At 50.9% G+C, this 19278-nt stretch carries 15 protein-coding genes; 8 read left to right on the forward strand and 7 right to left on the reverse strand.

Annotated features, from left to right (window positions below; genetic code table 11):
• Nucleotides 1-37 precede the first annotated feature (37 nt).
• From GU926_RS13275 to GU926_RS13285, 3 genes are all read right to left on the reverse strand, one after another.
• On the reverse strand, nucleotides 38-856 hold the full coding sequence (locus GU926_RS13275) for a hypothetical protein (protein WP_160692652.1): 819 nt from the start codon (nucleotides 854-856) through the stop codon (nucleotides 38-40).
• Nucleotides 857-1409: 553 nt separating this feature from the next.
• Nucleotides 1410-2192 carry a helix-turn-helix domain-containing protein gene (locus tag GU926_RS13280; protein WP_160692654.1) on the reverse strand — a complete coding sequence of 261 codons (783 nt, stop codon included), beginning with the start codon at nucleotides 2190-2192 and terminating at the stop codon, nucleotides 1410-1412.
• A 454-nt stretch (nucleotides 2193-2646) separates the two neighbouring features.
• Entirely contained in the window at nucleotides 2647-3561 is a 915-nt protein-coding gene (locus GU926_RS13285) for a pirin family protein (protein WP_160692656.1), read from the reverse strand.
• A 253-nt stretch (nucleotides 3562-3814) separates the two neighbouring features.
• Between GU926_RS13285 and GU926_RS13290 the strand changes: the two genes are divergently transcribed.
• Nucleotides 3815-4861 carry an LLM class flavin-dependent oxidoreductase gene (locus tag GU926_RS13290; RefSeq protein ID WP_160692658.1) on the forward strand — a complete coding sequence of 349 codons (1047 nt, stop codon included), beginning with the start codon at nucleotides 3815-3817 and terminating at the stop codon, nucleotides 4859-4861.
• Between the two features lie 137 nt (nucleotides 4862-4998).
• On the opposite strand, the gene GU926_RS13295 is transcribed toward GU926_RS13290, so the two are convergent.
• From GU926_RS13295 to GU926_RS13305, 3 genes are all read right to left on the reverse strand, one after another.
• The gene (locus GU926_RS13295; RefSeq protein WP_160692660.1) at nucleotides 4999-5373 is read right to left on the reverse strand and encodes an endonuclease domain-containing protein; all 375 of its coding nucleotides are present in this window, start codon (nucleotides 5371-5373) and stop codon (nucleotides 4999-5001) included.
• Between the two features lie 122 nt (nucleotides 5374-5495).
• On the reverse strand, nucleotides 5496-6617 hold the full coding sequence (locus GU926_RS13300) for a serine hydrolase domain-containing protein (RefSeq protein ID WP_232058325.1): 1122 nt from the start codon (nucleotides 6615-6617) through the stop codon (nucleotides 5496-5498).
• Nucleotides 6618-6880: 263 nt separating this feature from the next.
• Nucleotides 6881-8398 carry a M61 family metallopeptidase gene (locus GU926_RS13305; RefSeq protein ID WP_394350781.1) on the reverse strand — a complete coding sequence of 506 codons (1518 nt, stop codon included), beginning with the start codon at nucleotides 8396-8398 and terminating at the stop codon, nucleotides 6881-6883.
• A gap of 235 nt (nucleotides 8399-8633) precedes the next feature.
• Between GU926_RS13305 and GU926_RS13310 the strand changes: the two genes are divergently transcribed.
• From GU926_RS13310 to GU926_RS13330, 5 genes are all read left to right on the forward strand, one after another.
• Nucleotides 8634-9383: an FkbM family methyltransferase gene (locus tag GU926_RS13310; RefSeq protein ID WP_160692666.1), complete on the forward strand. Its 750-nt coding sequence runs from the start codon at nucleotides 8634-8636 to the stop codon at nucleotides 9381-9383.
• Nucleotides 9384-9385: 2 nt separating this feature from the next.
• Nucleotides 9386-9676 (forward strand): DUF4834 family protein, encoded by a 291-nt coding sequence (locus GU926_RS13315; RefSeq protein WP_160692668.1) that lies wholly within the window; start codon nucleotides 9386-9388, stop codon nucleotides 9674-9676.
• A gap of 60 nt (nucleotides 9677-9736) precedes the next feature.
• Nucleotides 9737-12166, forward strand: coding sequence for a YfhO family protein (locus GU926_RS13320; RefSeq protein WP_160692670.1), 2430 nt, complete (start codon nucleotides 9737-9739; stop codon nucleotides 12164-12166).
• 81 nt (nucleotides 12167-12247) lie between these two features.
• Nucleotides 12248-13171: a 1-aminocyclopropane-1-carboxylate deaminase/D-cysteine desulfhydrase gene (locus tag GU926_RS13325; protein ID WP_160692672.1), complete on the forward strand. Its 924-nt coding sequence runs from the start codon at nucleotides 12248-12250 to the stop codon at nucleotides 13169-13171.
• A gap of 671 nt (nucleotides 13172-13842) precedes the next feature.
• Nucleotides 13843-14373: a DUF4230 domain-containing protein gene (locus tag GU926_RS13330; RefSeq protein WP_232058327.1), complete on the forward strand. Its 531-nt coding sequence runs from the start codon at nucleotides 13843-13845 to the stop codon at nucleotides 14371-14373.
• A gap of 154 nt (nucleotides 14374-14527) precedes the next feature.
• On the opposite strand, the gene GU926_RS13335 is transcribed toward GU926_RS13330, so the two are convergent.
• Nucleotides 14528-15013: a regulatory protein RecX gene (locus tag GU926_RS13335; protein WP_160692676.1), complete on the reverse strand. Its 486-nt coding sequence runs from the start codon at nucleotides 15011-15013 to the stop codon at nucleotides 14528-14530.
• 165 nt (nucleotides 15014-15178) lie between these two features.
• Here GU926_RS13335 and GU926_RS13340 point away from each other — a divergent pair, with 165 nt between their 5' ends.
• Nucleotides 15179-16048: a DMT family transporter gene (locus GU926_RS13340; protein ID WP_232058328.1), complete on the forward strand. Its 870-nt coding sequence runs from the start codon at nucleotides 15179-15181 to the stop codon at nucleotides 16046-16048.
• Between the two features lie 231 nt (nucleotides 16049-16279).
• Nucleotides 16280-18895, forward strand: coding sequence for a DUF5686 and carboxypeptidase regulatory-like domain-containing protein (locus GU926_RS13345; RefSeq protein ID WP_160692678.1), 2616 nt, complete (start codon nucleotides 16280-16282; stop codon nucleotides 18893-18895).
• Nucleotides 18896-19278: the final 383 nt, after the last annotated feature.

Raw genomic sequence — 19278 nt, forward strand, 5'->3', positions numbered from 1 at the left:
ATTAGAGACGGGCTTTTTACATTATGGGCAAGCGTCATTATTTGTTTCTGAAGGTAAGACCGGTCAAGGCAATGATGTACACGCCGCGGTCTGCGTCATACTCTAAGGTATAGGCAGATGGGTAATAGCCGGGGTCATCTACAATGTTGAGCGCCGGAATGTTAGAAGAAATCGGCATGCCGTCCATGAGGCTTTGCATGTAGGCCAGCGTGATCATGGGTTCTAAGAAGGTGACCTTGTCCTGGTTGGAGCCATAGATAAAGGTCTTGGAGAAGCCGGCCGGCGAAAACTCAGGCGAGGTCACGTCTGACCAGTGCAGGCCCATGTGCGGCACGGCAAACGGCGCCGGGCCAAACACATAGGTGGCGGGCAGCACGCCCCGGGCCATGAGCGAATAGGCCCCCTCGTCCAGACCGCCTTCTATGTTCATGATCTGGCCCTGGGTCATCATGTAAAAGTGGAAGTCAAAGTGAGGCAGGGTGTAGACACCGTCGGGCTCATGGCCGTCTGGGTTCCAGCCAATGCTGATGGATTTAATGCCGGTGGCATGCAGTTGGCCGGGCAGTTTCAGGAAATACTCGCTGGGTTCATGGGGCAGGTTTATCAAGGCTTCTTCAGAAAGCTCCAGGCCCATGGCGGTAGGGTGCCCGTTCATCATCTCCACCCAGGTGCGCACAGAGCCGCCCCAGAGCCAGGTGGTGGGGCCGTAATAGGTAGAAGAGATGCCCTTGGCCATGTTCTGGTTCAGGCTGCTGGGAACTACTTCCTCCTGGGGTTCACAGCCGGTAAAAAAGGACAAGCCGAAGAGAAGGGGGGCCAATAAGATTTTTTTGCTCAAGGTAGATACGTTTCTCATAGTACTGAATAAAAGGGATGACATGAAGAAAAAGCGCCGGTGAACGCCTGGCGGTGAGCCAAGAGTGGAAGAGTGGTTGCGTGTTGAAAACAGCGAGGCCAGACAAGCAAACAGCCTATCTTAATTAGAAGGAAGGTGGCCAAGGAGAAGTGCCTGCACCCGCCTTGCTGCGCTGCGCTTGTTACCTCCTGTATGCGGGCATGGGCGCGGCATACAAAGCATCGTGGGGCGTTGGTAAGAGAAGAAGCAGTAGGGATAGAGCAGGTGTTGGGGCTAGTGTGGGCAAAAGTAGAGGCGGGCAAAAGCAAAGTCTTGCACAAACCCGACATTCCGTTACCTGCATTTCTGGCCTGATAGGCGCTGAAAACACAAATTAATACTGGCAGAATTCCCGCCTGGCGCGGTAGTATTTCTGTCCAAAGAGTGACCTTGGGATAGCAAGAAGTTGGAAGCCGGGTATGATGCCGTAGTGAAGGTCTTCTTTCTGTCGTTTTTGGGCTATTTTCCAGGAAACAGCCCAAAAACGACAGGAATGTTGCAGGTTGGGTGAACGCTAAAAGGTGAGAAACTCCTGTGGCTGGGCCAGGTATTTGGTGGGTACAATGCCGGTCATCTGTTTGAATTCGCGGTTGAAATGGGCCTGGTCTGAATAGCCACCCAGGTAAGAGAGCTGGGCCAGGGGCAGGTTGGGGTTCTGCGAGAGCAGCTGCAGCACAGAGCTGAGCCGGCTGAGCCGCATGTAGGTTTTGGGGCTCAGGCCCAGGTTTTTCTTGAAGGCCCGTTCCAACTGCCTTACCCCAATGCACAGGTTCTGGCTCAGGCCCTCTACGCTCACGTGGCATTTCTGGAGCCTGATCAGTTTGGCGGCGGCTTCTACGTAAGACGGTCTTGCTTGAGAAGGGCCCGCCTGCCGCAAAGACTGCAGATATTTGTCTGCCATGCTAACGCGCTCCGGGTGGGTAGACGCCTGGCAAATCTGTTGGCAGAAGGCAGAGAAGGAAGCGTCCAGTTCTGTCTGGCAGGAGGCGCAGTTCAGGAAACCCGACGTAGAAAGGCCGAACAGCCCGGGCAGCGCCTCGGGGTGGAAGCAGATGCCAAACCATTCCCGGCTCTCAGGGGCGGGTAGGGCATGAGAAACGGTCCAAAAGCCTACTTGGCCGGTTACGCTGGCGTCTTTCTCACCGGCGCTCAAAGGCAAGACCACTTCCAGAAACCCAGACGGAAACACTTTCTGATGCTCAGCACGGCCCGTTTCTGTGCAGCTACCCACCCAGTAATGATTCACTACGTCTTGCAGCGTCTCTGCCGGCGCAAATTTTGTAATTGTTACCCCCATTGCTACGTACCATTTTCCTCCCGCACACCTCTCCTCTATCTCCTGGGCAAGCCTATGTTGCCAACCTGTCCTGTATAGCAGACAGTCTGGGTAGTATCACTTTGTAACGCCTACAGCTAGAGGAGGTTGCAGTAAAAATTGAAAGACGGTAGCCTGATTTGGAGATACCGGCAAGCGACCGTTTTTGGCCTCTTTTGGTGAAAACAGCATAAAAACGAAGCCCCCGTTGTTGAGGCGCCTCCAGGCTAAGTTCAGCGTACTTTGTTTTTCTGCTTCTGGTGAAAAGTACCAGCCTGCCAGTTAAGGGCAGAGCTGATTTTAGTAGTCAAAGCGGGGCAACATTAGGCTTTCTTTTGAGAGATTTCGACCTGCGCCATTAGAATAATTGGCCAACGTTATACGTAGCAGAAACCCGTACAGCAAGAACTATACGCGCAGTATTGGTATGGCAAGGCTAAGACAATGCTTGCGGGGCGGGGCTTCCGGCGGGTTTGGATTTGTCTTCGGGCAGCGGTACAAACTCCAGGTTGTCATTAGGCGGAAGCACAATGCGCCCTTCTTGCCAGTCTGACTTGGCCTGCTCAATGCGCTCTTTTCTACTAGACACAAAATTCCACCAGATGAACCGTTCACCCAGCGGCTCACCGCCCAAGAGCATGAGCGTAGTAGGTTCCAGCGCCAGCAGCATGGGGTCGGCGCCTTTGGTAAAGACCAGCATCTGCCCGGCGGTGTAGCGTCTGCCAGCCACTTCTAAGGTGCCTTTGGCAAGGTAGAGGCCGCGTTCAGAATGCTCCTTGGGCAGGCCAAAGCGGGCCCCGGTCTCCAACACCACGTGCAGGTAAAACAACGGCGAATGCGTTTTTACTCCGTTCTTAAGACCGTAGGCATCACCGGCAATAAGGCGCATCCAGACACCGGAGTCGGTGAAGATGGGTAGTTGATTGGGTTTGTAATTGTCGAAGGCGGGGGCGGCTTCCTCGTCTTTCTCTGGCAAGGCCACCCAGGTCTGAATCATTTCTAAGTTGCCACCCGCCAGGGTAGCCGGGTCTTCAAACCGCTCTGAGTGGGCAATGCCGCTGCCGGCCGTCATCCAGTTCACCTCGCCGGGCAAGATAATCTGCTCCACGCCCAGGCTGTCTCTATGCGTGACCTGGCCGCCAAACAGGTAGCTCACGGTAGACAAACCAATATGCGGATGGGGCAACACGTCTAGGCTGTGCACCAGCGGCGGCTGCACGTCTACGGGGCCGGCATGGTCCATGAAGATGAACGGGCCCACCATGCGGCGTTGTCTAAAGGGTAAGATTCTGCGCACGTCCATGCCTGGGGCAAGGGATGCTTTACGGGCTTCAATGACAATATCCAGCATGATGGTACAGGTTGGTTTCTCTTACAATAAACGGATTTGAATGGAAGAGGCCAATAAAGCCCATGTACTGGCACATCGATTTTGGCTAGTTTTCTGGGAAACAGGCCAAAAACGGAACCTGATGTGCATTAGAAGTGACGGTTTGCCGGTTTCTGAGAGGATAGTTGGTATGCTATGACAGGCGCCTTGTACACCTTGCCATTGAAGCATTTATCTTTCCTTCTCGTTAAGAGACTAAAGACACAATACCATTATGGAGATAGGCATCACCACCTTTGTAGAGAATACCCCAGACCCTACCACCGGAAAGCTGTTACCGCCCTATGAGCGCATGGCCAACCTTATGGAAGAAATTGAACTAGCCGACCAAGTGGGTTTGGACGTCTTTTCAATTGGTGAGCACCACCGCGAAGATTTTATTGTCTCCTCACCAGCAGTAGTATTGGCGGCCGCTGCGGTTAAGACTAAGAACATCAAGCTGTCCAGTGCCGTGACGGTGCTGAGCTCAGATGACCCGGTGCGCGTGTTTCAGGACTTCGCGCATGTGGATTTGTTATCTAAAGGCCGCGCCGAGATCATGGCCGGACGCGGGTCTTTCATTGAGTCGTTCCCGCTGTTCGGGCAGGATTTAGATGACTACAATGAGCTGTTCGCGGAGAAGCTGGATTTGCTGGTGCAGTTGAACAAAAGCGAAAAAGTGACGTGGACTGGCAAGCACCGCGCCGCCATAAATGACCTAGGCGTGTACCCACGGCCGTACCAAAAAGAATTGCCCATTTGGGTGGCAGTAGGCGGCACTCCGGCCTCGGTGGTACGCGCCGCTGACTATGGTTTGCCCATGGCCCTGGCCATTATTGGCGGTAGTCCTGACCGCTTCGTGCCTTTCACGGATTTGTACAAGCGATCTTACCAGAAAGCGGGACATGATATGACCAACCTGCAACTAGCCATCAATTCACACGGGTACATAGCCGATGACTCCCAGAAAGCAGCTTCTGAGTTTTACGGTCCTTACTCCTACCTAATGGGCAAGATTGGCAAGGAGCGTGGTTGGTCTGGCATGAGCAAAGAACAGTACGATCTCATGCGTGGCTCTCAAGGCTCCTTGTTGGTAGGCAGTCCTCAGCAGGTGATTGACAAGATTCTATGGGAATATGAGCTCTTTGGGAATACCCGTTTTCTGTTGCACATCAGCGTAGGCACCATGCCTCATGCGCAAGTCATGCACGCCATTGAGTTGCTGGGAACGGTGGTAGCCCCAGCGGTGAGGAAGGCAATTGGGCAGAAGGAGGGAATTTGACAGCGTAATAATCAGGAATGCGTGGGAGACAGGGCAGTGCCGTTTTAAAAACAACAATGTCTCAATTTTTTATTGTAGCCAACTACCCGCAGATTCTCCCCTTGAGGGGAGCGCAGAGGGGTGTCTACACAGGAGAGTCACTTTTGTCTTTCTTTGTAATCCTTAATCCAATGATAGATCTCCTGCATCACGTAGGCCATCCTTCTTTTCACGTCTATATTTTCAATTCTTAGGACGGTCACGCCATAGGATTTCAATTCTTGGTCCCTGTGTGCGTCATAATCCGCCTTGTGGTCGTGGCTATCGGGGTCCACTTCAATAGCCAATCGCAGTTCGTGGTTGTAAAAATCCACGATGTAATTCAGCATCGGTACTTGTCGGTGGAACTGGTATACCAGCTTCCTGTCTTTGATTTCCTCCCAGAGTAGGATTTCTGCCAGCGTGCTGTTTTTGCGCAACTGCCTAGCTTTCTCCTTAAGATCTGGTCGGTAAGGGATTATCCGGTTGAGCATAAATGCCTTTTACGGAATGCGTGCCCGCAGGTGTAGACACCCCTCTGCGCTCCCCTCAAGGGGAGAGTCTGCCCGTAGTAAGCTCATTGCTTGAGACTTCAGCAAATCAGGTAGAAATCTATTTACCGCTTAGCACTTGCCACCATTCCCTTATTAGGAGTTGTGGCGCTATCAGTTGTGGCTGGGTACAAGAACCCTCTAATGTCCTTCAGATAGCTTAGGCTTCCGTTGGGCAGATTGCTGAGTACGATAAGGGCGCTGTGGTCTTTGGGGTTGCGTAAAATATAGGTAGAGTAGCCGTGCCACAGTCCGCCGTGGTAGACGGCAGTGTCTCCATTCTCCAATGGCTTTATGCGCCACCCGAAACCGTAATCCTCATGCTGCTTCTTCTTGAGCCAAGTGCCAGTAAAGGCTTCTTTCAGGGTTGCGGGGCTTACTAGTTTGTCTGTGTAGAGCGCCTGGTCCCATTTATACAGGTCCTCAACGGTAGAGAAAACGCCTTTGTCGCCTAGGACGGTGTCCAGGTAGTCGGTGGTGCGTTTCTGGCGGTAGCGGGTGTGGCCGGTGGCTACTTTGCCCGTGAGCACCGCCATGTTGGGGCTGTACGTGAAGGAACCGGTCATGTCCAGGGGCTTGAAAATGCGCTTCTGCACAAACTCCGCGAAGGGCATCTCGCTTACCTGCTCCACAATAGAGGCCAATAGGCTGTAACCGGTATTGCTGTAATTGAAGCGCGTATTGGGTTTGAGGTACGTATGTGGCTTGTATTGGGCCATTAAGTTCAAGACGTCTTTGTTGGTGATAGGCACCTGGCGGTTAGGCCACAGTTCATCACTGAAATACGTGTAATTGGGCAGGCCCGACCGGTGGGTGAGGAGCATCCTGATGGTGATGCCGTGGTACGGAAAGTCTGGAATGTACTGCTGCACGCTGTCTTCATAGCTCAGCTTGCCTTCTTCCTTGAGCATCATGATGGACATGGCCGTGAACTGCTTGGACACCGAGGCCAGCTGAAAAGCGGTTTTGAGGGTGAGCGTGTCTCGCTTGTAGAAATCAGCGTACCCGAAGGCGCCTTTGTAGACCACCTGGTCGTATTTGGTTACCAGCACCGTGCCGTTGAAGCCCCGGCGCTTATGGAAATACTTGAACACCGAGTCTAAATGGTGGCTCAGCTTCTGCACGCTGTCGGCCGTGAACGAGGCCGGAACCGGCACCGTTTGCCGTACTTCCTTCTTTCCCCACAATGAAAACCGCTTCGTTTCTCCTTTCTCCTGACAGGAAAAAAGAAAAACACAGCCTATCACCGCTACAAGGCCTTTCAGCCGAAGATTCTGTTCTCTCAAAAATGCCATATCTGCTACTACCTACAAGAAACCGATTCTAAAGATAAGAAGGTTGTTTCTGTTTATAAAAGGAAGTTTTCGCCTAACTGTATATCCAATTGCTAAATATAGTCTACCTGATTTTTAGTATCCCACCTTGAGGCTTCCCTTGGAATGGGCTTTTATTACTCGCCTAGCCAGGATTGTAAGATAACTTTCTGTTGGGCGGTAGGGTTTTCTAGGTGGGTAATTTTATACTGTAGAGCCTGCTTGCCTTCTCCTGGTTTGGTTTCCAGTTTCAAGCCTGCGTAGCCCAGATAAGTGGCATAGTCTAGTTCTTTGGTGGTGTAGACGTACTCAAATAGAGAGGCTAGTGATTTGCCGGCTATGGTCTCACAGGTCTGCTGAAACTCGGCGTCTGTGAACCCGCGTCCTGCTTTTTTGTAGTACTGCCAGTAGAGCTGACGCATGACATCGTCTAAAGACTTCTTGTTCTGAGTGGCATGGCGAATCTCAAAATCAAGCAATAAACCAACCAACGGGCCTTTGTCATAGTAAGAGATGGCTTTGTTTGGGTCTTCGCCCTGCGTACCAAAGGGGCCGTCCTTCCAGGTGTTGTAGCTGGCCTGCACTAGAGACTGGTGCCGTTTGCCGGGGTTGTTTTCTACGGCGTTAAGCTTGGCGTTGAAATTAGATAGAAGCGTTTCTGCGTCTGCCAAGCCCGCTCTTTTTACAATGAGGTTGTCATAGTACACCGTTAACCCCTCGTTCACCCAAAGCAAGTTGGTTTTGCTCCCTTGGTCATAATCAAATGGCCCCAACTCCAGCGGCCTGATGCGTTTGGCGTTGTAATGATGAAAATATTCATGCGCCAGGAAGTTCATCATGCGGTTGGTACTAGCCGCGGTAGTGAGAGACTTTCCATTAAAGCTAACCGTGGTGTTGTTTAAGTGCTCAATACCGCCTTGCCCCGGCCCGATGCCTATAAACGTGTACTGCTTGAAAGGAATGTCTCCTATCACGGCGACGGCGGCCTCTACTACTTTCTTGAGTTTGCCCATGAAAGCCACTTTGTCAAACTCGCCCATTTGGTAGCCAATGAACCGATGCTCCACGCCCCCCACTTTAAAAGAAGGCAGCTCTTCTAAATTGCCCATCAAAATGGGGCAATCATAGAGGATGTCAAAATCTGGGGCAGTAAATTCAGTGGCCTTGCCCACGACGGGTTCTAAGCCCGTGACCAGGTTCTTCCAAGCGGCGGGTTTTTGGAAAGAGACAGAAACCGGCGTGTTCAACAGTCCATCCACATACAAGAAGCTGTTGCCGGGAATAAGGTACGCATGCGCGCTATCTACATAACTATTGGCTACAAACTGCTTAGAGGTTTTGATGTCATAAGACAAGCGCAGGGGTTTGTTCTTCACGCCCGTCGCCCGCCAGGCATTGTCCGCAACCTTGGTTAAGGGAATGCTTCGGCCTTTCTCATCTTTAGCCACCAAGTTCTCAATGCCCTTCGCATAATCCATGAGTTGGTAGTAGCCCGGCATCCAGTTGGGCATTTTGAACAAGAGCGTGTCCTGCGGGAATTTGCCGGTATTCAAATCTATATGGTAGGTGTGGGAGGCTGGCTTCGGGAATGATATCGTGTATTGGAATTGTGGAGTCTTTCCTTGGGCCTGAACAGCTTTTGGAGCAAGGAGCACGGCTACCAATAGCCCAAGCAGAATGCATCCGAAAGCAGTTGGTGTTTTGGAGAAGCGTAACGTTTTGGTAGAATAGTTTGCCATAATATGGAGAACGGAGAAAGAACAGAGGTTAAACTAAGTAATAAATTTGATTAGCAGTAGACACCGGCTGCCGTTTTCAGCCCATTTCCACCAAAACACCCCAAAAACGCCTGCCTTTGTTTTCTCCCGGTAGAATCCAGAACTTTACCCCGTGAAATTCTTTCGTAAACTATTGGTCAAGGCGCTCGGGTTTGAGGGCTATCTGCGTCTGGTGAGCCGGATGTACATTATCATGGTGGGCTCGGGCAGAGGGCAGGCCAAGTATCCAGAGCTATTTTTCCTGCGCAGAATCATTCGGCCGGGGTATACGTGCCTGGACATTGGCGCCAACCTGGGCTACTATTCTACTTTCTTGTCGAAGCTGGCCGGGCCTACTGGGCAGGTGCTGGCCGTGGAGCCGGTGCCTTTGTTTGGCAGAATCTGGCAAGACAATGTAAAGGCCAGCGGGGTGGACAACCTTACGTTGTTGCCGTTCGCCTTGGGCGGGGAAAACACCACTATTGAGATGGGTACGCCCCTGCGCGATGGGCTGGTACACCACGGCATGACCAAAATTGCCAGCAGTGCCCAGGAGCAATATGCCCAAACGTATGAGGTGGAGATGCGCGTGCCAGATGAACTGTTCGCAGACTTGGAACAACTCCATTTTATAAAGTGCGACGTGGAAGGCTATGAGCACCAAGTGTTTGCCCACCTGCAGGAAACTATAAAGAAGCACAAGCCGTTGATTCAGACAGAGCTCAATGGGGCAGAGAACCGCAAGAAAGTGGTGGAGATTTTAACCGGTTTAGGCTACGGCGTATACACGTTAAGCCCGCAACGCACGTTATCTGTCTGCGCGCCCTATGAGATTGACAGCTACCAGGGCGGTGACTTTTACTTTAAACCAAACAAACAGTAGACTTGAAAACCTTCCTTATATTTTTAGCCATTGGTTTTGCACTACGGTACCTTATGCCGTACATCATCAAGTTTGCGCTTAAACTATTTGTGCAGAAGCAAATGCGCAAGGCGCAGCAATTCACGTACCAAGGCCAGGCCCAGCAACAACGCGCCTATCAGGCCAACGGGCACAGCACGGCTTCTTCTAGCCCCGACGCCGGTAAAATAAAGGTAGACTACGTGCCCGAAGAACAGCGCCAGAAGAAAGACTTCCCCGACGGGGAGTACGTGGATTATGAAGAAATAAAATAAACTGATTATCTTTCAAGCCCGATGCTCTCTGCATCGGGCTTTTTTCTTCTATTAGACGCTATGGCCTCTTCTTTACCGGCGAAATTCAACTTCAATCGCCATCTGTTGCCGCACCTGCTGGTGCTTCTGTTTTTCTTGCTACTCACGGTAGCCTATTTCTCACCCATTTTCTTTGACGGCAAAAGCCTGATGCAACATGACGTGGTGCAGTTTCAGGGCGGCGCCAAAGAGATAACAGATTATCGCGCAGCCACCGGCGAGGAAGCCCTCTGGACCAACTCCATGTTCAGTGGCATGCCGGCCTACTTGATCAGTGTTAAGTTTTCGGGTGACCTGTTCCAGTACGTGCATGACCTCTTTACTTTTGGCTTGCCGCTGGTAGCGTCTAACGTGTTTATTACGCTGCTGTGTGCCTATATCTTATTTGCGGTGTTGGGCTTGCGCCCGATGCTGGCGGCGGTTGGGGCCATTGCCTATACGTTTGTGTCTTACAACTTCGCTATTCTAGAAGCGGGGCACAACACCAAATCACTGGCCATTGCTTACCTGCCGTTAGTATTGGCCGGCTTGATTCATGCCTACCGCAAAAATCTCTGGATTGGCGCGGCGCTGTTCGCCTTCGGGTTAACCATGCACATCCGCGTGAACCACTTGCAGATAACGTATTACCTGCTCTTGATTGTGCTAATCTTTGGCATTGTAGAGTTGGTGCATTGGTACAAAGAAGGCCGTATTGCGGAGTTCTTCAAACGCACTGCCATCTTGGCCATTGGTGCTTTACTGGCCGCGGGCGTAAGCTTCGGGCGCATTTATACCACCGCAGAATATGGTCAATATTCCATCAGAGGCGCTTCTGAACTAAAGCAAAATGCTGATGAAGCCAGCTCTGGCCTGGACCGCGAATATGCGTTCCAGTGGAGCTACGGTATTGGCGAGAGCATGACCTTGCTCATTCCTAACTTCTACGGAGGTGCCAGCCAAGGACCATTGGAGAAAAACTCAGAGACCTACGCTGCCTTGAGCCAAGCCGGAATGCCGGCCGCGCAATTAGCCGATGCGTCTATGCCGTTCTACTGGGGAGACCAGTCGTTTGTAGGCGGACCTGTGTACATGGGCGCTATCATCTGCTTCCTATTTGTGTTAGGTCTGATGGTGACGCCTCGCCGTTTGTGGGTGTGGCTGTTGAGCGCTACCATTCTGTCCTTGTTCCTGGCCTGGGGAAAGAACTTCGCCGAGTTTAACTACTTCATCTTTGACGCTCTGCCGGGCTATAACAAGTTTAGAGCCGTGAGTATGGCGCTGGTGATTGCGCAGGTAACCATGGTGCTGTTGGCTATTCTGGCCCTTTGCCGTGTTATCCAGAACGAAGCCCTGGACCAGAAAGAACTACAGAAGAAAATCTTAATCGCCTTGGGCGTGGTGGGCGGAATCTGTGCCTTCTTCTTCATCTTCAGTGGCATCTTTGATTACGTGGCGCCGGTAGACGAGCAGTTGTTGCAATACCAGTACCCAGTGCAGGCCATCCGCGCCGACCGCCAAGCGATGTTGCGTGGTGATGCCCTTCGTTCGTTGGTATTCATCTTGTTAGCTGGTGGAGCCTTGTACATGTTTACTAAGCGTAAACTATCGGCGTTTGTGACTACGCTTATTGTTGGTTTCTTGATTCTGGTGGATTTGTGGGGCGTAGACAAGCGCTACCTAAATGACAAAGACTTCCAGAAAGACTACAGCAAATCTTATTTTACCCCTACCACTGCAGATGAAATCATTCTGCGCGACAAGTCCTTGAGCTACCGCGTGTACAACGTGCCAAATCCGTTCAACGATGCGCGTACCTCTTACTTCCATAAATCCATTGGCGGTTACCACGGTGCCAAGTTGCGCCGTTACCAAGACGTGATTGAGAAGCACATTGCGCAGGGCAACATGAACGTCTTGAACATGCTCAACACGCGTTACGCCATCACGGGCAAAGACGAACAGCCGGTACAGCAAATTCCGGGAAGCTTGGGCAACGCCTGGTTTGTGCAGACGGTGCGCGCCGTGAACTCGCCAGACGAGGAACTGGAAACCTTAAAAACCTTTGACCCAGGCAACGAGGCCATTGTGGACGTTTCTAAATTCCCGAACGTGAAGCCCCATGTGTACGGAGCCTCGGCGTCCAGAATCACGCTCACAGAATACAAGCCTAACTACTTGAAGTATGACGCCGAAGCCACTCAGGACGGCGTGGCAGTCTTCTCTGAGGTGTACTACAAAGACGGCTGGCAAGCTTATTTGGATGGCAAACCAGTTGACCACTTTAGGGTAAATTACATCTTGCGCGCTATGCCTATTCCAAACGGCAAGCATGTGGTAGAATTCAAGTTTGAGCCTACGGAATACACCTTGGGTAACACCGTGTCGCTTATCTCTTCACTGCTCTTGTTGGCAGGATTGTTTGGAGCGGTATACGTGACCTTTAAAAGAAGAAAACCAGAAACGGTTTAAGTAAATTGAGGTGCCCCGTTTTTGGCCTGTTTTCTCATAAATAGGCCAAAAACGGGGCATTCTTGTGTCTATCCCAATCTAATGGCAACACCGCTCCAGTACCTCTCGCACCCGCTACTCACCCAGAAACTGGTGACCTTGGCTGTACTGCGCGAAGACCTGTTGCATCCCACCATCCCCGGCAATAAATGGCGTAAACTCAAGTACAACTTACAAGAAGCGCGTACGCAGAATGTAGAGACGTTAGTCACCTTTGGAGGTGCTTTCTCTAATCATATTTCCGCGGTAGCCTCAGCAGGGCAGGAGTTTGGGTTTAGCACAATCGGCTACATTCGCGGGGAGGAAACGTTGCCCCTAAATCCAACCTTACAGCACGCTACATCTTGTGGAATGCAACTCCGCTACCTTTCCCGCGAAGATTATCGTCTAAAAGATGATTCCGCGTTTCAAGCGCAACTGCTGACACACATTCCCCATCCTTATCTGCTCCCAGAAGGTGGCACCAACCTGCTGGCGGTGAAAGGCTGTACCGAGATTGTCACAGAACTACAGGAATCCTGGGACGTACTCTGCGTGGCATCGGGCACGGGCGGGACCTTAGCGGGCATCATTGCTGGGGCAGGAGGGGAAGGCCACATCATCGGGTTTCCGGCCTTGAAAGGCGGAGAGTTTCTACATGCAGAAGTAACTCAACTTGTACAAGCCTACGCCGGACAAGCATATGATAACTGGCAACTGCAAACGGAGTACCACTTCGGGGGGTACGCCAAGCACACACCTGAACTGCTGACCTTCATCCAAGACTTCTACGAGCAGCACCAGATTCTGCTAGACCCGGTGTATACGGGCAAGCTACTGTTTGGCGTATTTGACTTGATTGAGAAGGACTACTTCACCGAAGGTACCCGCATTATAGCCATACACACTGGTGGCTTGCAGGGTTGGACTGGATTTAAGCAGCGGTATGGCGTGGGCTGGCCAACAGAGGAGATGTTGAGCGTCTAGCTTAGAGTTAGAATACACGTACCCGCATTCAGTAACGTAGCCTACCAAAATCAACCTCCCCATTGTCATCCTGAATGGACCATGGTGGCAAACTAGACAGGCTGAAGCAAAACGAACAACTTCCGTTTTTGGCCTGTTTTGCGGAAAATAAGCCAAAAACGCCTTTGCTTGCTTCAAGCTTATAGCTTGGAGCTAACAATGGTGCAAGTTTATCAACTTGCCTACTTCACCATTCAGCAAACTCTGGCAAGTTTGTAAACTTGCTCTAAGATTATCCACAAGTTACAGCTTCGCTCAAACTTGCGGGAGTTGCATTTGGGTAAACGTCTTTACAACTTACCCACAAGGTCCTTTCAGGATGACAGATGAGAGGAAAATTGGCTTACGATGGAAGGATTTCTGCATTCCTGAAAATGCAATGCGACATCAATTTCTGATTCATAATTTCTAATTTTTAATTGTCTCCGTTTTTGGCTTGTTTCCCAGAAAACAGGCCAAAAACGGAGAAGTGTAACCTTCGGCGTGGTTTTCGCTTATCTTGTGGGGTAAACTACTCTAATCTGATGCGACTTCTGTACGTGCTTCGTAAGCTCATCTTTCCTTTAATAATTTTTATTCTGACCTTCTTGGCTTGGAAAGCTTGGCGTGATCCCGTCAAAGAATTTTTTGGGGTGAATAAAAAGCCAGAGGTGGAAGTGACGCACAATACCATTCTCACCAAGATTGAGGAGATGGGCAAGCTGGAGTTGGTGCGTTACAATTTCAAAGACGTGGTGGAGTACAGCAAGGAAGTCTCCCGGTTCCTGCCCAATTCTAAAGTCGCTTTGATTGTCTCTGGTGAGGCCGTAGGCTGTATTGACCTGCAAAAACTACAAGCCAGCGACCTACAGTTCCTGGGTGATTCTGTGCTGCACATAAGCCTGCCCGCCCCTGAGATTTGCTATTACCGCGTGAATCACACCGAATCCAAGGTTTTCGGGAAAGAGAATACCTACTTTCAGGATGCTGAACTGGTGGATGAGGGATACAAATTTGCCGAGAAAAATGTGAAGCAGGCAGCCTTGAACAGCGGTATTTTAAAGCAGACCTCTATCAACGCAGAGAAAATCCTGAAACCCATGCTAGAAAACATGACCGGCCGGAAGGTGTATTTGATGCCTAAGACCACCATGCAAGCGCCACCGGTGCCTAAGAAACGCTAGCTTTCAGATGTGAAGATGTGGAAGTTTGAAAATGTGAAAATGGCAGCGCTAATAACTTGGTAAACTTCGTTTTTGGCCTGTTTTCTGGAAAACAGGCCAAAAACGAAATTCTGAAATGGCCATCTTCACATTTCCACATCTCCAAATTTTCAAATCAATCCAAGCCCAGTTCTTTCCAAGCATCGTTGATAAGGTCTAGTTCATAGCCTTTGCTTTGCAGGAAGAAGTTGATTTTCTGTTTGCGGGCCATGGGGTTGCGCTCGCCTTCGGTTTTGTGCTTGCGTTCCAGCCAGTAGAGCAGGTTCTCCCAGTAGGTGTCGGGGTCAATTTCCTGTAGGCCTTTCTTGATGCAATAGTCAGAGATGCGTTTGGCTTTGAGGCCTTGCATGATTTTTCGTCGGCCCCAGCGCTTGAGGCCGTACTTGCCCCGCACGTAGGCCTGGGCATAGCGTTCTTCGTCCAGGAATTTCTCTTGGGTCAGGTGGATAATCAGGTCATCGGCCTCTTCCAAGTCTAAGCCATAATCCAGCAGTTTGGCGCGCACCTCGTTCTGCGTGCGTTCCTGGTAGGCGCAGTAGGCCGCAATTTTGGGCAGGGCCTCCTTCTTAGTATAGACTTTCTTTTTCTTGGGTGTGAACACGGCAACAAGCTAAGTACGCACGGGGAATATCCCTTTCTATTAACCAAAAGTAGGCAAAAACAGTTTACCTGTGGGGCGGGTTATCTGCTAGAAATGTCTTGGTGAAAAGCACTTCTTTTGCCGTAAATCTCCCGACCTTTGTCCTGTTCCCCAACCACTGCCTCTATGACCAAAGGTGCCCAGTACATGTTGCTCTCCACGTTCTTCTTTGCGTTGATGAACGTGTGCGTGAAATACCTGCCTCACCTGCCGTCCATGGAAATCATTTTGGTAAGGTCAGTTATTTCCTTGGCTATGAGCTATGCCACCCTGCGGTACATGCAAATAGAGCCTTGGGGAAGCAACAAACTCATTCTGGTGGGTCGGGGCATTACGGGCGTCATTGCGCTTATGCTATACTTCACCACCTTGCAGAATATTCCGCTGGCGGGCGCGGTGACCATTCAGTATTTGTCTCCCATTTTCACGGCGCTGTTGGGCGTATTTATTGCGAAGGAGAAAGTGCATCCCTGGCAGTGGCTGTTCTTCTTGATTTCGTTTGCGGGCGTGCTGGTGATTGAGGGCGTGGACACGCGCATTTCTACTTATTACCTGTTGGTGGGCGTCGGCGGGGCGTTCGTTTCAGGATTATCTTATAATTCCATCAGAAAGCTCAACGCGCGGGAGCACCCCATGGTCATTGTATTTTACTTTCCGCTGGTGGCCTTGCCGGTGTCTGCGGTGTTCTGTCTGTTCAAGTGGGTGCCTCCAGTGGGCATGGACTGGGTGTGGCTGTTTCTGACGGGCATTTTCACGCAGCTGGCGCAATACTACATGACCAAAGCCTACCAGGCCGAAGAGCTTGCCCGCGTAGCCAGCCTCAACTATGTGGGCATTTTCTACGCGCTGGGCCTGGGGTTCCTGCTCTTCGGGGAGGTGTTTGACGTGTTCTCCTACCTGGGCATTGCCCTGGTGCTGGTGGGCGTGCTGTTGAACATGGAGTACAGCCGCCGTTTGCGCAAGCGCGAAGCCATAGAAGCCCAAGCAACGGTCTAGTCGTTTTGGCCTGTTTTCCGGAAATCAGGCCAAAAACGGTTTGGCTGGCGTCTGTTTCCCTCTTTCTTTTCGCTTATCTTTAAGAAGAAGAAAAAAGAGGAGGTTATCCCAGCGGGCTGAAAGAATGGGATGGAAACAATATTAAGTATTTTTAATACTAGATATGTCGAAAGCCTGTAATAGCGCGTTCCTCCTGTACATCTTTGTATTCCTTTCTTACGCTTCGTGTTTATGCCTATCGCTTCGCTTACAAGAGTTTTCTGGTTACTGCTTTTCTCATTGGTATCTGTCTCTGTAGCGCAGGCCGGGATTCTGAAAGGTAAGGTAACAGATGAGAAAGGCGAGGGGATGGGTTTTGCCACGGTCTACATCAAAGGCACCACTATCGGGTCCACTACCAATGAGCAGGGCAACTACCAACTCACGGTAGACCCGGGTACCTACACGGTGGTGTTCCAGTACGTGGGCTATAAAAGCCAGAGCCGAACCATAGAAATCAAAGACACCACAGAGCCGGTGGTGCTGAATGTACAACTAGAGCAGGACGTGTACGCCGTGGGCGAGGTGCGCATTAGCGGTGACGGCAAAGACCCCGCTTACAGCATCATGCGGCAGGCCATTGCCAAACGCGACTACCACCTAAAGGAAGTAGAAGCCTACAGCGCGCAAGTGTACATCAAAGGTTTGCAACGACTCATCAACGTCCCTAAACGCGTGTTGGGCATCATGAAAGTGCCAGCAGGACTGAAGCCGGGAATAATTTACCTATCTGAGTCAGTCTCTGAGTTGCATTTCAAACAGCCTAATAAGATGCGGGAACGCATGATTTCGTCTAAGGTGAGCGGGAACAGCAAAGCTTTCAGCTTCAACAACGCTTCAGATTTCAGCATCAATTTTTATAAGAGCCTTATCAAAGCCAATGGCATCAATGAGCGGGGCTTTATCTCGCCGGTGGCAGGCAACGCGCTTTTGTTCTACAACTATGAACTCATGGGAAGTGCGCAGAACAACGGAAATCTGGTGCATCGCATCAAAGTCACGCCCAAGCGCCGGCATGACCCGGTGTTCACGGGCTACATTTACATTGTAGACGATTCGTACCGTATTCATAGCCTGAACCTGTACGTGACCAAGGCCCAGCAGATTGAGTTTGTGGACACCTTGCGCATTACCCAGCAGTTCACGCCCGTGCCCGGAAACGTGTGGGTGTTGCAGTCCCAGAAATTCACGTTTGACGTGGAAGGCTACGGCTTTAAAGGCAATGGCTACTTTACCGCCGTGTACAGCAAGTACCGCGTACAGCCCGCATCTTTTGTGAAGCCACCCGCCCCGGCGCCAACTGTCACCGCCCCGGTTGCCGAGCCTGAGAAACCCATTGCCGTGGTGGTGCCTCCTACACCCGAGAAAAAGCCGAAGCGCCTACCCAAAGCAAAGAAAGACCAGATGCCGGCCAACGGCGTACCCGATGATGCCTTTTTCAAGAAAAAGGAGGTGTTAGCCATTGAAGAAAACTCCAACAAACGCGACAGCGCCTATTGGGATGAAATACGCCCTGTGCCGCTCACTGTAGAAGAAGTGGTGGATTACCATGAGAAGGACAGCATTCAGGTGGTCAAAGAATCTAAGCCGTACCAAGATTCCTTGGACCATAAGAACAACAAGCTCTCTCTGGCCGATGTCTTCGTGACGGGCTACTCTTACCGTAACTCGTTTGAGCGCACCTCTTACACGGTAGAGCCTATCACGCGCATCTGGCAGTACAACACGGTAGAAGGCTTGGTGGCCAACTTGCGTTTGGGGTATAGCAAGCGTTTTGAGGACGGCCGAAACTACTCCATCACGCCCACCGTGCGCTACGGCTTTAGTAATGAGCAGTTCAATGCCAAAGTTGCCGCCGGTTACCAGTACAACTTGATCAAACGGCAGTCCATTGGCATGGAGGCGGGTCGCTTTGTGAGTCAGTTCAACGCGCAGGACCCTATTACGCCGTTCATCAATACCGTCTACACCCTGCTGGCTGAGGAGAACTGGCAGAAGCTCTACCAGCGCGACTACCTGCGCCTGTGGCACCAGCGCGAACTGGTCAATGGCCTGTCTGCCACGTTCATGGTGGATTACGCCCAGCGCCGCATGCTGTTCAATACCACAGACTACACCTGGCGCGACCGAGCCCACAAAGAATTTACGTCCAATGAACCTATCAACGCCGAGGTCGCTTCTACCGCTTTTCCGGAGCATGAGGCGCTCACGGCTTCGGTGGTCTTGAGCTACAAGCCGGGCCAGGAATACATTTCGCACCCAGACCGGAAAATCAACCTCGGTTCCAAATGGCCCACCTTCACAGCCCAGTACCGCAAAGGAATAAGTGGACTATTGGGCAGTGATGTGGACTATGATTTGATAACCCTGGGCGTGCGGGATGAACTTAAGTTGGGCTTGCTAGGCACCAGCACGTATTCTGCCAGCATAGGCACGTTTTGGCGCAAGAAGCAGCTATACTTTATAGACTTTAAGCACTTTGAAGGCAACCGCACCCTGCTTTCCGGTGACTTCAGTGGTTTCCAGTTGCTGGACTATTATCGTTACAGCACCCAAAGTACTTATGTAGAAGCGCATTACAGCCACCATTTCAATGGCTTCATCTTGAACAAAGTGCCGCTGTTGCGCAAACTCAAATGGCAGGAGGTAGGCAGTGTCAATTACCTGCATACAGCCGCCGCCGGACATTACTTAGAGTTGGGCGTGGGTCTGGAGCATTTGTTCAAAGTAGTTCGCGTGGACTTCTTCACCGCCTTCCAGGAAAAAGTGAAGGTGAGCTCTGGACTGAGAGTTGGGTTTGGGTTTTAGGAAATCAGTTAGAATGGGTAAAACGTGGGTGCTCGCTTTTCTAATCTTAGCCAGCCTTATATTCTCCATTGTGATTATTGCCCAATGGGCGTTATTGAAAGAATTTCTTGTTGCCATAAGCAATTACTCTCAAAACCAGAAAAAGGGAGTTTCAACACTTGAAAACTCCCTCTATAAATATATTGGTCAATGCTTATTTTACCTTTTAGGCTCAGCGATATTAATTATTGCCATTATGACCTATGCCCGTAAAAGAGAACTTAATAGAATAATATTGATCTTAAGTTCCATTTATTTCTTAATCTTTATTGGTCTTGAATTACCTCTGTATGGATGGGAAACAAGCCACGGGCACTCTTTCTGGAAAGGCTTCCATTTTCACT

It is taken from the genome of Nibribacter ruber (assembly GCF_009913235.1).
GTDB classification, from domain to species: Bacteria; Bacteroidota; Bacteroidia; order Cytophagales; family Hymenobacteraceae; genus Nibribacter; species Nibribacter ruber.